The 13,566-nt window shown below is 65.4% G+C and carries 11 protein-coding genes and 1 tRNA gene; 7 read left to right on the top strand and 5 right to left on the bottom strand.

The window, feature by feature from the left end:
• The first annotated feature begins 683 nt into the window (after positions 1–683).
• Together U858_RS0101960 and U858_RS0101965 are read left to right on the top strand one after the other, a co-directional pair.
• Positions 684–1,913, top strand: a complete 1,230-nt coding sequence (locus U858_RS0101960) for a CaiB/BaiF CoA-transferase family protein (RefSeq protein ID WP_025135514.1) — start codon at positions 684–686, stop codon at positions 1,911–1,913.
• An 88-nt stretch (positions 1,914–2,001) separates the two neighbouring features.
• Positions 2,002–3,528 carry a 3-hydroxyacyl-CoA dehydrogenase gene (locus U858_RS0101965; protein ID WP_025135515.1) on the top strand — a complete coding sequence of 509 codons (1,527 nt, stop codon included), beginning with the start codon at positions 2,002–2,004 and terminating at the stop codon, positions 3,526–3,528.
• Positions 3,529–3,647: 119 nt separating this feature from the next.
• On the opposite strand, the gene U858_RS0101970 is transcribed toward U858_RS0101965, so the two are convergent.
• The gene (locus tag U858_RS0101970) at positions 3,648–4,568 is read right to left on the bottom strand and encodes a cytochrome c5 family protein (RefSeq protein WP_025135516.1); all 921 of its coding nucleotides are present in this window, start codon (positions 4,566–4,568) and stop codon (positions 3,648–3,650) included.
• A 231-nt stretch (positions 4,569–4,799) separates the two neighbouring features.
• Between U858_RS0101970 and U858_RS0101975 the strand changes: the two genes are divergently transcribed.
• Positions 4,800–4,874: transfer RNA gene (locus U858_RS0101975), tRNA-Arg, on the top strand.
• Positions 4,875–5,069: 195 nt separating this feature from the next.
• On the opposite strand, the gene U858_RS0101980 is transcribed toward U858_RS0101975, so the two are convergent.
• Positions 5,070–6,230, bottom strand: a complete 1,161-nt coding sequence (locus U858_RS0101980; protein WP_025135517.1) for a calcium:proton antiporter — start codon at positions 6,228–6,230, stop codon at positions 5,070–5,072.
• Between the two features lie 225 nt (positions 6,231–6,455).
• Between U858_RS0101980 and U858_RS0101985 the strand changes: the two genes are divergently transcribed.
• On the top strand, positions 6,456–7,481 hold the full coding sequence (locus U858_RS0101985; protein WP_025135518.1) for a helix-turn-helix domain-containing protein: 1,026 nt from the start codon (positions 6,456–6,458) through the stop codon (positions 7,479–7,481).
• On the opposite strand, the gene U858_RS0101990 is transcribed toward U858_RS0101985, so the two are convergent.
• On the bottom strand, positions 7,469–8,260 hold the full coding sequence (locus tag U858_RS0101990) for a hypothetical protein (RefSeq protein ID WP_025135519.1): 792 nt from the start codon (positions 8,258–8,260) through the stop codon (positions 7,469–7,471). The genes U858_RS0101985 and U858_RS0101990 overlap by 13 nt on opposite strands.
• 48 nt (positions 8,261–8,308) lie before the next feature.
• The gene (locus U858_RS0101995) at positions 8,309–9,136 is read right to left on the bottom strand and encodes a phosphatase PAP2 family protein (RefSeq protein ID WP_029953458.1); all 828 of its coding nucleotides are present in this window, start codon (positions 9,134–9,136) and stop codon (positions 8,309–8,311) included.
• Positions 9,137–9,551: 415 nt separating this feature from the next.
• Between U858_RS0101995 and U858_RS0102000 the strand changes: the two genes are divergently transcribed.
• Complete coding sequence (locus U858_RS0102000; protein ID WP_025135521.1) at positions 9,552–10,670, top strand: porin; 1,119 nt, start codon at positions 9,552–9,554, stop codon at positions 10,668–10,670.
• Positions 10,671–10,969: 299 nt separating this feature from the next.
• On the opposite strand, the gene U858_RS0102005 is transcribed toward U858_RS0102000, so the two are convergent.
• The gene (locus U858_RS0102005) at positions 10,970–11,215 is read right to left on the bottom strand and encodes a hypothetical protein (protein ID WP_025135522.1); all 246 of its coding nucleotides are present in this window, start codon (positions 11,213–11,215) and stop codon (positions 10,970–10,972) included.
• A gap of 207 nt (positions 11,216–11,422) precedes the next feature.
• On the opposite strand from U858_RS0102005, the gene U858_RS0102010 reads away from it, so the two are divergent.
• The gene (locus tag U858_RS0102010) at positions 11,423–12,547 is read left to right on the top strand and encodes a cupin domain-containing protein (RefSeq protein ID WP_025135523.1); all 1,125 of its coding nucleotides are present in this window, start codon (positions 11,423–11,425) and stop codon (positions 12,545–12,547) included.
• An 89-nt stretch (positions 12,548–12,636) separates the two neighbouring features.
• Positions 12,637–13,548, top strand: coding sequence for a fumarylacetoacetate hydrolase family protein (locus U858_RS0102015; RefSeq protein ID WP_025135524.1), 912 nt, complete (start codon positions 12,637–12,639; stop codon positions 13,546–13,548).
• The last annotated feature ends 18 nt before the right edge of the window (positions 13,549–13,566 follow it).

Here is a 13,566-nt window from a genome sequence, read left to right on the forward strand (position 1 = left end):
GCGCGGGCGGCCACGTTTGGCATTCGCGTTGTGGACCGTGTTGTGGGGGCGCTTCGCGCTTATGGAGATGGGTTTTCTAATGGTTTCCCCGTCAGGGGGGAGGGGCGGTGATGGGCGGCGCGGCAGGTACTGGTTTGCGCGGGGTGACTGTCTCGCGCGCCGCCCATCGGGCGCTGTATGTTCATGTGGAACGCCACGGCATCCGCGCCGCTCGAGAACAGCAGCCTCACCTATGCGCGAGAGCGTCATTGGTGCACGCAAGACGCCGCGTAAGCCTCGTAAGGCCGCCCGCGCGGCCGGCACGAGGCGGGCACCGTCCCACCCCGCCCACTCCCCTAGTTCGACATAAAAATGCCAAGCACACCGCCCGCCCCAGCCGACGTCAAATTGCAACTGATGCAGCTCTGTGGCGTGTGGCCGGGGGGACGCGGGGCGTGTAGATGCGCCCGACGGAATCCGTAGGGAGCCGAAGGCGTACGAGGATGAGGACGGGGCAGTCCGGAGCGAAGGCTCCGGACCGCAATCGTAGCCCCGCGTCCCCCCGGCCACACGCCGCAGAGCGTCTCAAGAACCTAAACTCAAGCAATCAACCGTCCGCCACTCGACCACCCAAAAAGCCACACAAAGCCCCCACCGGCTAATATCCCCCCTAACCTATCACTCTTGCCGCGAATAGATAAAAAATGTCGCAACGTCCTGCTCCTCTTACTGGTGTGCGTGTGTTGGATTTGACTCGTGTGTTGGCGGGTCCTTGGTGCACGCAGAACTTGGCTGATCTTGGGGCCGAGGTCATCAAGATCGAACGGCCCGGCGCGGGCGATGACACGCGCGCCTGGGGGCCTCCGTATCTCAAGGATGCGGCGGGCAATGACACCAGCGAGGCGGCTTACTACCTGTCTGCCAATCGCAACAAGTTTTCGGTCGCGCTCGACATCGCGTCGCCGCGTGGGGCCGAGCTGGTGCGCGAATTGGCGTTGCAGAGCGACATCCTGGTTGAAAACTTCAAGGTCGGCGGGCTTTCCAAATATGGGCTGGATTACGACAGCCTCAAGGAAATCAATCCGCGCCTCATCTATTGCTCCATCACCGGCTTTGGCCAGACCGGGCCTTATGCCAGCCGTCCGGGCTATGACTTCATGATCCAGGGCATGGGCGGGCTGATGAGCATCACCGGCGAACGCGATGATTTGCCAGGCGGCGGGCCGCAGAAGGCGGGCGTGGCGGTGGCGGATCTGATGACCGGCATGTATTCCACCGTGGGCATCCTGGCGGCGCTGCATGAACGTTCGGTCAGCGGGCTGGGGCAGCACATCGACATGGCGCTGCTCGATTGCCAGGTGGCCATGATGGCCAACCAGAATCTGAACTTCATGACCTCCGGCAACGCGCCGCGGCGGGCCGGCAATGCGCACCAGAACCTGGTGCCGTATCAGGTCTTTGCGGCCAGTGATGGCCACCTGATCGTGGCCGTGGGCAACGACAGCCAGTTCCGCAACTATTGCGGCGCCATCGGCTTGCCCGAGCTGTCGGCGGATCCGCGGTTTTCCACCAATCCTCAGCGCGTGAAGAACCGCGAAGCACTCGTGCCCTTGCTGGTCGAGCGCATGGCCACGGGGGCGCGCGATTACTGGCTGGCAGCGCTGGAAGGCGTGGGCGTGCCGGCCGGGCCCATCAATACGCTGGACCAGGTCTATGAAGATCCGCAGGTGCTGGCGCGCGGCATGAAGCGCGAGCTGCCGCATCCGGTGGCCGGCACGGTGCCCATGGCGGCCAGTCCGCTGAAGTTCTCGGGCAGCCCGGTGCAATACCGGCGTCCGCCGCCCATGCTGGGCGAGCACACGGCGCAGGTGCTGGCTGAAAAGCTGGGCTTGTCCGCCGAAGAAATCCAGGCGCTGGCCCAGGGCCAGGCCTGATTCATAGGGCCGCGCGGCGCTTGCCGCCGCGTGGCAGCAAGCGCCGCGGCGCGCGAACACTATTCCCATTACAGGCAGGAGAGAGTTGATGACGGAGATTCAAACCATCGGCGTCGTGGGCGCCGGGGCCATGGGGCGGGGCATTGCCCAGATCGCGGCGCAAGCCGGTCTGCGCGTGCGCCTGTACGACACCAGCGCCGATGCGGTGGCGGCGGCGCGCGAATCGCTGCGCCAGACCTGGGACAAGCTGGCCCAGAAGGGCAAGCTGTCGGCCGCGGATGCGCAGGCCGCGCTGGACCGTGTCGAATCGGCCACGGCGCTGACCGATATGTCGCAGTGCCAGCTGGTGGTCGAAGCCATCGTCGAGCGCCTGGACGTCAAGCGTGACCTGTTTGCCGCGCTGGAAGGCGTGGTGGCCGATGACTGCATCCTGGCCTCGAATACGTCGTCGCTGTCCATCACCGCCATCGCCGCGGCGTGCAAGCGGCCGCAGCGCGTGGCGGGCTATCACTTCTTCAACCCGGTGGCGCTGATGAAGGTCGTCGAGGTGATCGACGGCCTGCGCAGCGCGCCCGAAACCGGCGACGCGCTGGCCGAGCTGGCGCGCCGCATGGGTCATACGCCCGTGCGCGCCAAGGACATGCCCGGCTTCATCGTCAACCATGCGGGCCGTGGCATGAACACCGAAGGCCTGCGCGTGGCGCAGGAATCGGTGGCGACCTTCGCGCAGGTGGATGCCATCATGCGCGAGCAGGCCGGTTTTCGCATGGGCCCGTTCGAGCTGCTGGACCTGACCGCGCTGGATGTCTCGCACCCGGTGATGGAATCGATCTATCGCCAGTTCTTCGACGAGCCGCGCTTCCGTCCGTCGCCCATCACCACCGTGCGCCTGGCCGGTGGCCTGATCGGCCGCAAGGCTGGCGAAGGTTTCTACACCTATGTCGACGGCCAGAAGCAGGTGCCCGCCGAGCCGCCCGTGCCGGCGTTGCCGCAGGGCCTGAAGGTCTGGATCAGCCCCAGGCATCCCGAGGGCTATGCACGCGCCACGGCGCTGCTGGAAAAGCTGGGTGCGCCGCTGGTGTCGGGCGCATCGCCGGCCGCGGACGCGCTCATCATCGTCACGCCCTTTGGCGAAGACGTGTCCACCACGGTGTCGGCGCAGGGCCTGGATGCCTCGCGCACCGTGGGCCTGGATACGCTGCAGGCCTTTGACACGGCGCGCCGCCGCAGCATCATGGTGTCGCCGGCCACGCAGGACAAGTGGCGCGATGCCGCCCATGCGTTGCTGGCGGGCGATGGCGTGCCGGTGTCGGTGATCCAGGATTCGCCGGGTTTCGTGGCCCAGCGCATCGTGGCCATGATCGTCAACATTGCCGCCGACATCGCGCAGCAGCAGATTGCCACGCCCGAGGATATCGACCGTGCCGTGACGCTGGGCCTGGGCTATCCGGTGGGGCCGCTGGCGCTGGGCGATGCCCTGGGCGCCGAGCGCATCCTGGAAATCCTCAAGAGCATGCAGCGCGTCACGGGCGACCCGCGCTATCGCCCCAGCCTGTGGCTGCAGCGCCGCGTGCAGTTGGGCATGTCGTTGCTGAAGGCGTCCGCCGCCGACTGATCCCCGGTGGGCTGTGCGCCATGTAAAAAGCCCTTCGATTTCTCGAAGGGCTTTTTCTTGCGGGGGCCTGGTGTGCCAGGCGCCCTGCGTGCGCCGCGGGGCGTGGCGTGGATGCGGCCTTACTTGGCGGCGTCCACCATGTACTGCACCGCCGCACGGATGTCGTCTTCCGAGGCGTTGGCCGCGCCGCCCTTGGGGGGCATCGGCGGCTTGCCTTGCATGGCGACCTTGACCATCGCGTCCATGCCGGTCTTGATGTAAGGGTCCCAGGCGGCCTTGTCGCCGAACTTGGGCGCGTTGGCCACGCCGGTGGCGTGACAGGCGAAGCAGACGCTCTTGTAGAGCTTTTCGCCGGCCGGATTGACGGCAGCGGTGGACTGCGCGGGGGCCGGTGTGGCAGCAGGAGCCGGCGCAGCGGCGGCGGCAGCAGGGGCGGCCGCAGCGGGTGCAGCAGCAGCGGGTGCAGCAGCAGGGGCAGCGGGCGCCGCGGCCGGCGTGGCGTCGGCTTCCTTCTTGGCGCCTTCTTCCGCGGGGGCGGCTGGTTCGGGCAGCGAGCCGCCGGACTTGTTGGCCATGTAGACCACGGCACGGGCCACTTCGTAGTCGGACAGCGTGGGGTTGCCGCCCTTGGCGGGCATGCCGCCCTTGCCATGCAGGGCCACGTTCATCATGGCGTCAAAGCCGGACTGGATGAAGGGCGCCCAAGCGGAGTTGTCGCCGATCTTGGGGGCGCCCGCCACGCCGGCGGTATGACAGGCCGTACAGACGGCGGCAAAGACTTGTTCGCCCGTCTTGAAGACCTTGGGGGCGTTGGCGTCGACCAGATCGAAACCGGCGACTGGGGCAATGCGTTTGGTGACGGCTTCGTTGGACAGGGTGTCCGAGCCGGCGCCTACCTTGGTGCCTGATACGACCAGATTCACCAACAGGATGATGATCGCGATGGGCACCACGAAGGATAGGACGATGGTGACGACCAGTTGCTTCGGGGTCTTGATGGGGGAGGAGTGCTCTTCTATGTGTTCCTGCTCGTTGCTCATGACCAAATCCTGCTAACGGGTACCGGGGGCGCCTGGCGGCGGCAACAGAAAATCAGTACTGCACAAAGGGCGGCAAAAGCAGACCGCCTTGCAAGCAAACGCTGGATTATATAACGGTGTCATGGACACGCGTCCAACCCCCGGACACGGGTTTTCGCGGAGTTTTCCCTATGCTTTGATCTGCTTCATGCAGATTGCGCAAAACTAGGTACAATACCGCCTCCTTGCGCTGCGCCCGTAGTTCAATGGATAGAATGAGAGTTTCCGAAGCTCTTGATACAGGTTCGATTCCTGTCGGGCGCGCCACCTCTGCGCTTTACCCCCCTCCCTGCAAGTCCCCCTCCAGCTTTATTCAAGCCCTGTCTTCGCCGTTTCGAGCCAGACTCGAATATGCCGTGGCCGATGCATGCTGCCTGGTCGTCGCAATACTGAAGCTGGCGGTTCGTTGCCATGACGAATATCGGGCGCGCGTTCAACGTCAGCGATTTCGCTTCACCCGCTTCAGGGGTTGAATAATAAAAAGCCGTACACCGCAAACAATGCCAGGTGCATCGCACCCTGCATGACGGACGTCCGCTGGCCATTGAAAGACAGCATGCCCAGCAGCACCGTCAGCCCCAGCAAACCCGTTTCCAGCATCGATATGCCCATGACGACCTGCTTGCCGGTCACCAGGCCGATGACGAGCACGGCGGGGACGGTCAGGCCGACGGTCGACACGAAGGCGCCCAGGCACAGGTTGACCGAGCGCTGCATTTCATTGCTGCGCGCGGCCTTGATCGCGGTCAGTGATTCCGGGGTGAAGACGATGATGGCGATCAGCACGCCGCTGACGGCGATGGGCGCGCCGGCCGTGACCACGCCGTAGTCGATGACGATGGCCAGGTGGTGCGCCAGCAGCACGATGGGGATGATCATGCCCAGCAGCAGCGCGCTGCTGCGCCAGATCGAGGTGTTGTCGCCCGATTCGCTGGTCGGCTCGTTGGGCGCAGGGGTCGCGCTACCGGCAGTCACGGCCATCTGCCCCGCGGGCGGCTGGATGAACAGCCGCTTTTCGCGGCCCATCTGCAACCCCAGGAACACCGCATACAGGCCGGCAGTGATGGCGGCAATGGTCCAGGCCTGCAGCGTGGTGAATTCGCCGGCGCCCGACAGGTAGTTGGGCAGGACGAGCGCGGTGCCGGTCAGCAGCACGATCATCGTCAAGTAGGCGTTGGCGCCTTGCGCGTTGTATTCCTGTTCGCCGTGCTTCAAGCCGCCCACGACCAGGCAGAGCCCCATGACGAGGTTCAGGATGATCATCATCACCGCGAAGATCGAGTCGCGGCCGATGGTGGGAAATTCCCCCGGGCCCAGCAGCATCGACGCGATCAGGATCACTTCGATCGAGACGATGGACAGTGTCAGGATCAGCGTGCCGTAGGGTTCGCCCAGCCTGTGGGCCAGCAGGTCCGCTTCGTGCACCACGCCAAACGAGGCCGCGATGATGGTGAAGAACAGGACGGCGAAGCAGAGCATCGCGGCCACCGGGGTCAGCGGCTGCGCGAGCCACGTGCCGCCGTAGACGGTGAAGGCAATCACGACCAGCCAGGCCCAGCCCAGTTTCAGCCAGGTGGTCTTGGGGATGCGAGGGGGGTGTGCAGAAGAGGAGGGGACGGGCATCGCTGTTCTTTCCGTGAAAGATGACAGGGTCGTCCCTAGGAGTGACACGCCGGCCAGGTCGTCCTGGCGGGGTAAGCGCGAGTGCGCTTGAGTGAATGCGATTTTAACCGATCGGGCGTCGCGCTCAAGCGGGCCGCCGTGCCCGGATAGTCACACGTCATGGCGGCAAAGCTACCTGCGTCGGTTATCCTGCGGTTGATCGCTCTCAAAGAAGAAGACCTCATCATGGCCTCCACGGATATCCTTATTTCCACGGACGCAGTCGAGCCCGCGCTTCGCAACGACTATTGGCGCGAGGTCACGCGGCCGTTCTGCGACACGACGCCGATGGCCGATGACGAGGCCGCGACGCTGGAAGGCACGATGCGCATCCGCACCGTGGCCGGCCTGACGCTGGGGTCTACGGCCTTCAATGCCCAGCGCTACAAGCGCGACCGCTGGACCATCGCCCGCAGTCCCATCGACCACTATCTGGTGCACGTGCTGGTGGCCGGCTCGATCCGCGGCGATTTTGCCGGACGCAACGCCGTGGCCGCGCCCGGGGGCATCTGCATCATCGACTTGTCGCGGCCCTACGCCTGCGAGGTGGACGCGGGCGTGCGCCTGGCCACGACGGTGCCGCGCGCCAGCATCGATAAATTGCTGGGCGCGCGCGACCTGCACGGTTTCGCGCTGGATCCCCGACTGCCGATCACGCGGCTGCTGGTGGATTATCTGCAAGGGCTGCATGCGGTATCCGGCGATCTTTCCGCCAGCGAGGACGTCGCGGTGCAAGAAGCGCTGATGACCTTGCTGTCGGCGGGCCTGGCCGGGGCAGGCCCCGCCCAGGATGAGCCGCAGTCTGTGCTGGGACGGGCGCTGCGCGCACGCACGCTGGCTTTCATCGACCGCTACCTGGCCGATCCGAAGCTGGGCCCCGAACTTCTGATGCAGCGCTTCAGCGTCTCGCGTGCCCACCTGTACCGCGCGTTTGCGGATCTGGGCGGCATTGCCCATGTCATCAAGAGCAAGCGGCTGGATGCCGCCTACGCCGCATTGATCGATCCGCGAAGCGCCGCGGTCGCTACGGCGCGGATCGCCGCCGATACGGGGTTTTCGGATACCGGAAAATTCCGCAAGGCGTTCATCGAGCGCTTTGGCATGACGCCGCAAGACGCGCGTGATCGTGAACACTGGCCCGTGTCCATCACTGGCGGGGCGCCCCAGCTATCGCAGCATTTCGCGGCCTACGGCGCGGATCAGAAGCGGTAGGCCAGGCCCATGATCGGGCCTTGCTGAACCACGTTGTAGATGAAGCCGTTGCGGTTGTAGTTCACGCCCAGCGCGCGATAGCCCAGCACCGCGGAAAAATTGTTCTTGAACTGGTAGCCAAATGCCGCGGTGGCGTCCCAGTCGAGCCGGGCCTGGCCCGCGCCGACGAGGCCCCATCCGGTCACGAACCAACTGTCGTCCAGCATGTAGCGTCCGCGCAGGCCGACGACGGCGTCGATCCACGTCGCGCTGTCGCGTTCGCCCTTGCCATCCAGCCGTCCGCCCTTCAGTGAAATCTCGGTGCTGGCATACCAGAGGCGCCCGCCGCCGACGACGTCCAGGTGGCCGCGATCGGATTCGGCCACGCTGTAGCCTGCCCCTAGAAAGCCGGAGAACGACTTGGACGTGATGTCGACTTCCTTGCTGAGCACGCCGATGCGGTTCTTGCCGCTGACCGACAGGCGGCTGTACATCACATCGCCCAGCAGGCTGACGCGTTGGCGCCGGGCTTCGATGGCGCCCATGAAGGCCAGGTCGAGGTCGCTGAAGATCTTGCTGAAGCTGGAATCGATCTTGCTGGCCGGCTGGCCGAATTGGCCGGCCTTGCCGCTCAGGCTCGCGGCCCAGATATAGGGGCTGGCGCTGACGCTCCAGCTGTCGCCGCTGTTGGCGTTGTCCTTGAGCAGCGGGCTGATGGGCAGCGGGTTGTCGGCCAACGCCGCGCCGGACAGGGCGGACAGCGCAGTGGCGAGGATCAAGGTGGGGACGAAAGACCGCATGATTTCCTGATGAGGCAATGTCTGGAAAGGCGTGGCGATGCGCGCCGATCAACGCGCCGACAGGACGGCGTCTTCCACACCGCAGTTCTGTTTGGGCGCTGCGCCATTGGCCTTGGCCGCCAGCACTTCCTGGCGAGCGGCAGCCATGTCGGCCAGGAATTCGGCGTTGGTGTGCAGTTTGGCCACCGTGGCGGCGCCCATCGTGCGGCCGGCGTCGACATCGCTTTGCCAGTGGGCGTTGCAGATGACGCGGCTTTGGCCGAATTCCAGGCCGCGGCGCAGCAGCGCGTTGGTTCGTTCAGGATTGAGTTCGGCCAGCACCAGCGCCCAGGCCCAGCCTGCGGCCGTGTGGCCCGACGGATAGGAGCCGTCGTTGCGCAGCAGCGGTTCCTGTTCGGCGAAGCAGGTGCCTTCGTTGTGCACCACAAACGGACGGGTGCGGTTGTAGGTGTTCTTGACGCCGTAGGTGGACAGGCCGGCGTCGGTCAGCACGCGCTGCATCAGCACGAACAGGCGCGGCGTGGTGGTCTCGCTGATGTCGATGCCCATCGCGCACGAGAAGTTCGCGGCCGGCTGCGGAAACTGCAGATCGGCGTCCAGCCTTGCCAGGCCGGCGCGTGCCTTGCCGCGTAAGGGGATCGTGGCAGTGCGGGCTTCTTCATCGCGGGCCAGCGCGGCGCTGCCCTTGGCGGGCGGGGGGCCGAGCAGTTCCAGGCTGTCGGGCAGTTCCTTGGGCGGGATATAGCCGGCCGCCAGCTGGAAGTGCGGATCGGTGACCTTGGGGCCGGGCGCGTCCTGCGCGGCAGCGACCCCGGCGTTCATGCCGGCCAGGGCCAGCGCAAAAAGGGTTGCTGTCTTGGAAATTCTCGAGCGCATGTTCGGCCTGTACCGTCGGTGAAATCAGTGTCTGCGGGAAGTCATTCAATGCGGCCTGGCGCGGCCCGACCTGAATGTGCGGCAGAATTTACACCGGGGTATCGCACGTAGAACCACGCGTGCGGCGGGATGAGACAAATTGGCGGGAAGATTGAGACAGATGGGCGCGGGGGCCGTCGAGGCCTCTTGAATAACACACCCGCATGACACCCCATGCAGCGGCGCGCCACGCGTTTTCGCTGTCGGCCATACACCACAGATCGCCCATGATTTCAGGGTGAGTCACCTGTTTCCGCTTGTGTCCCGAAAACTGACACATAGCGTTCCTAGAATCCATTCCTGTCATGCGCGGCGTTGCCGCTGGTGTTGCGGGGCGCCCGCAAGCGCATGTCTGTTCAATTAACGGGAATCTGTAATGAAAAAGACTTTGTTCGTCACCGCCCTGTTCGCCGCGCTGTCTGGCGTTGCGCACGCTGATACCTCGGTGACTCTGTACGGCTTGATCGACACGGGCGTGGGCTTCCAGCGCATCAAGGGCAACGATGGCTACAAGGAATCGAAGGTCGGCATGACCAACGGCGTGTCCAGCGGCTCGCGTTGGGGCCTGCGTGGCGCCGAAGACCTGGGCGATGGCCTGAGCGCCGTCTTCACGCTGGAAAGCGGCTTCAACTCGGCCAACGGCCAGTCGGGCCAGAGCAGCCGCCTGTTCGGCCGCCAAGCCACCGTCGGCCTGAAGAGCGATTCCTGGGGCCTCCTGGAATTCGGCCGCCAGACCAACATCGCTTCGAAGTACTTCGGCGCGATCGATCCGTTCGGCGCCAGCTACGGCCAGGCCAACGTCGGCGCAGCCTTTGGCGCGGCCAACACGGTCCGTCACGACAACATGGTGCAGTACTCGACCCCGTCGTTCGGTGGCTTCCAGGTCGGCCTGGGCTACTCGTTCAACGTGGCTGACACCACCGCCGCGCAAACCGGCTTCAAGACCGCCGACAACACCCGCGCCATCACGGCCGGCGTGCGCTACGTGAATGGTCCGCTGAACGTGGCCCTGTCGTACGACCAGCTGAACCTGGCCAACCAGGTTGCCGGCGCCAACGACTCGTCGCCCAAGCAGTGGATCATCGGCGGTTCGTACGACTTCGAAGTGGTCAAGCTGGCCCTGGCTTACGGCCAGACGCGTGACGGCTGGTTCACCGGCCAGGCCATCAACGCCTTCGGCAGCGGTTCGACCACGGCCAAGAGCTTCGGCAGCAACGTCGTCGCCAAGGACTTCAAGTCGAACTCGTACCTGGTCGGCCTGTCGGCCCCGATCGGTGGCGCAAGCAGCATCCTGGCCTCGTGGCAGCGTGCTGACGCCAACAACACCGCTCTGACCGGCGACGATGCCACGATGAACATCTACAGCCTGGGCTACACGTACAACCTGTCCAAGCGTACCAACCTGTACGCGCTGGCTTCGTACGCCACGAACTTCGCCTTCATCGACGGTGTGAAGAGCACGGTCGGCCTGGTGGGCGTGCGTCACCGCTTCTAAGCGACGCCTCGCGGTCCGGCGCCTCGGCGGCGCGTGCATCGTGCGCGCCGTGGAGAAGCCGGACCCGCCGAACCGGCGGCCATGCCGCCGGTTTGGCGGACCGCGGTTGCATTGAGCGGACTGGGCGTCTTACCCGGCCACAGACGCGAAAAAAGCGGCCACCTCCCTAGCTCCACTCTCAGTCCGCTCACCCTAACCCAGGTCAGGATGAGTCAGCCTGCCCGAAGGCCCAAGCGCCACCGGCACCGCAATGCGGTGCCGGTGGCGCTTCCGTTTGAGGGGACGGAAAAGGGGAAGGGTCAGTCGTCCAGCGACGGCACGGTGCCGATCTGGGCGAGGATGCGGGGCGATTCCATGTCGCCGGTTTCCTTGTCGATCATGACTTCGTAGGCAGCCACGCCGGCGAACTTGGAGGCCATGGAGTTGGCGATGCGGATGGCGCCGAACTCGCTGCTGGCCGGTCGGATTTCTCCGGGGGCCACGCCGTTGGCGGCAGCGCGGTAGGGGACGACGATGTACTGGACGAGATGAGCGGCTTCGGACACAGGATTCTCCTGGACGACGTTTTTCGGGCGAGCGAAATGTAGCATGTTGCACTGTGTTTTTGTACAGTATTTTCAGCAAGTGCGCAGGTAAATTTTTGACGGGCCCATCGGCCCCAGGAAAACCCCTAGCGCGCAAAGATTGCCCAAAGTCCCGCCCGCCTCTAATATTTTCGAAAATCTTTTAGGTTTTATAAAAAGAGGCAAGGGATGGAAGCGAACAGGTACGACGCCTACCGGGAAAGCACCGCCGGCCGCGCCAACGTGGCGGATTCGCCGGAGCGCATCGCCTACTACGAGGAACTGGCGCGCCTGGAGACCGGCGCGCTCTGGACGGTCGCCAACAAGATCGAGCCCTGGGCGCCGCGTTCGGCCTCGGTGCCAGTCGTGTGGCGCTACCAGGAACTGCGGGGCCACGTGCTGCGCTCGGCCGAGCTGGTCTCGCCCGAAGAGGCGGGCCGCCGGGTGATCTACCTGAACAACCCCGGCCGGCGCGACGTGGCCGCGGCGGTGGGCTGGCTTTATTCGGGGCTGCAGGTGATGCAGCCGGGCGAGTTGGCGTCGGCCCATGCGCATTCGCATTCGGCGCTGCGCTTCATCATGGAAGGCACAGGCGCGTTCACGGTGGTGGATGGCCACAAGATGACGCTGGGCGCGAACGATTTCGTGCTGACGCCCAACGGCACCTGGCACGAGCATGGCGTGGCCGAAAACGGCAGCACCTGCATCTGGCAGGACGGCCTGGACATTCCGCTGGTCAACGCGCTGGAGGCCGGCTTCTATGCGGTGCATCCCGACCTGAACCAGACGGTGACGTACCCGGTGGACGACACCAGCGCCAATTGGGGCAACGTCGCGCTGCGGCCGCAGGCGTCGGGCTGGACCAAACCCTATTCGCCGCTGTTCAAGTACGAATGGGAGCCCACCTACGAAGCGCTGCGCCGCCACGCGCGGGTGTCGGCGGGCAGCCCTTACGACGGCGTGCTGATGGACTACGTGAACCCGGCCACGGGCGGGCCGGTCATGCCCACCATCGGCGCCAGCATGCAGCTCTTGCGGCCGGGCGAACACACGCAGGCCCACCGCCATACCGGCAGCTTCATCTACCAGGTGGCCAAGGGCAGCGGCTTTTCGATCATCGATGGCAAGCGCTACGACTGGACCGAACGCGACATCTTCTGTGTGCCGTCCTGGGCCGTGCACGAGCACGCCAACCTGTCGTCCAACGACGATGCCTGCCTGTTCTGCTTCAACGACCTGCCGGTGATGCGATCGCTGGCCCTGTACCGCGAAGAGGCGGTCAAGGACAACGGCGGCCACCAGAAACTGATCTAGCGGCGGCACCCCCCTCTCTGAATCTTCATCCGCCGCCCGGGGCCACCCGGGCGCCTGTCTCAACTCGTCTTGAATTTCCTGGAGTTCCTATGCGCTTGGTAACTTTTCGCGCCCATCCCACCGCCGCCGCCCGCCTGGGTGCGCTGGCCGAAGGCTATGTGATCGACCTGGCCCGCCTGGGCGAGGCCGGCGGCGTGGCGCTGCCGGACGACATGCTGGCCTTCATCGACCTGGGCCCGGTGGCCGTGGCGCAGGCGTCGCGGCTGCTGGAGGCCTACCGCGGCAATTGGCCCGTGGGCGCCGCCCTGCCGCAGGAAAACGTGAAGCTGCTGGCGCCGATTCCGCGGCCGCGCAAGAACATCTTCGGCATCGGCCTGAACTACGTCGAGCACGTGGTGGAATCGAGCCGCACGCTGGACACGTCGGCCGACCTGCCCAAGCAACCCGTGATCTTCTCCAAGCCGCCCACCACGGTGATCGGCCCGGGCGACGCCATCGAGCACAACGCCAAGATTACCCAGCAGCTGGACTGGGAGGTGGAACTGGCGGTGATCATGGGCCGGCGCGCCACGCGCGTGGCCGAGGCCGATGCGCTGTCGTACGTGTTCGGCTACAGCGTGATGCTGGACATGAGCGCGCGCGATTGCCGCCGCGCCGGCCAGTGGATCTATTCCAAGGGCCAGGACACCTATGCGCCGTTCGGTCCGTGCATCGTCACCGCCGACGAGATTCCCGATCCGCAGGTGCTGGACCTGTGGCTGACGGTGAACGGCGAAAAGAAGCAGGGCTCGAACACGCGCCACATGCTGTTCAAGGTGCCGTTCCTGATTTCCGACATCAGTGCGGGCATCACGCTGGAGCCGGGCGACATCATCGCCACCGGCACGCCGGAAGGCGTAGGGGCGGGCCGCAAGCCGCAGGAATGGCTGTGGCCGGGCGACGTGGTGGTGGCGTGCGTGGAAGGCATCGGCACGCTGCGGCATCCGGTGGTGGCGGTCTAGGCGAATTCCGGCGCCGGC

The organism is Achromobacter sp. DH1f, assembly GCF_000633435.1.
GTDB lineage: Bacteria > Pseudomonadota > Gammaproteobacteria > Burkholderiales > Burkholderiaceae_B > Achromobacter > Achromobacter deleyi.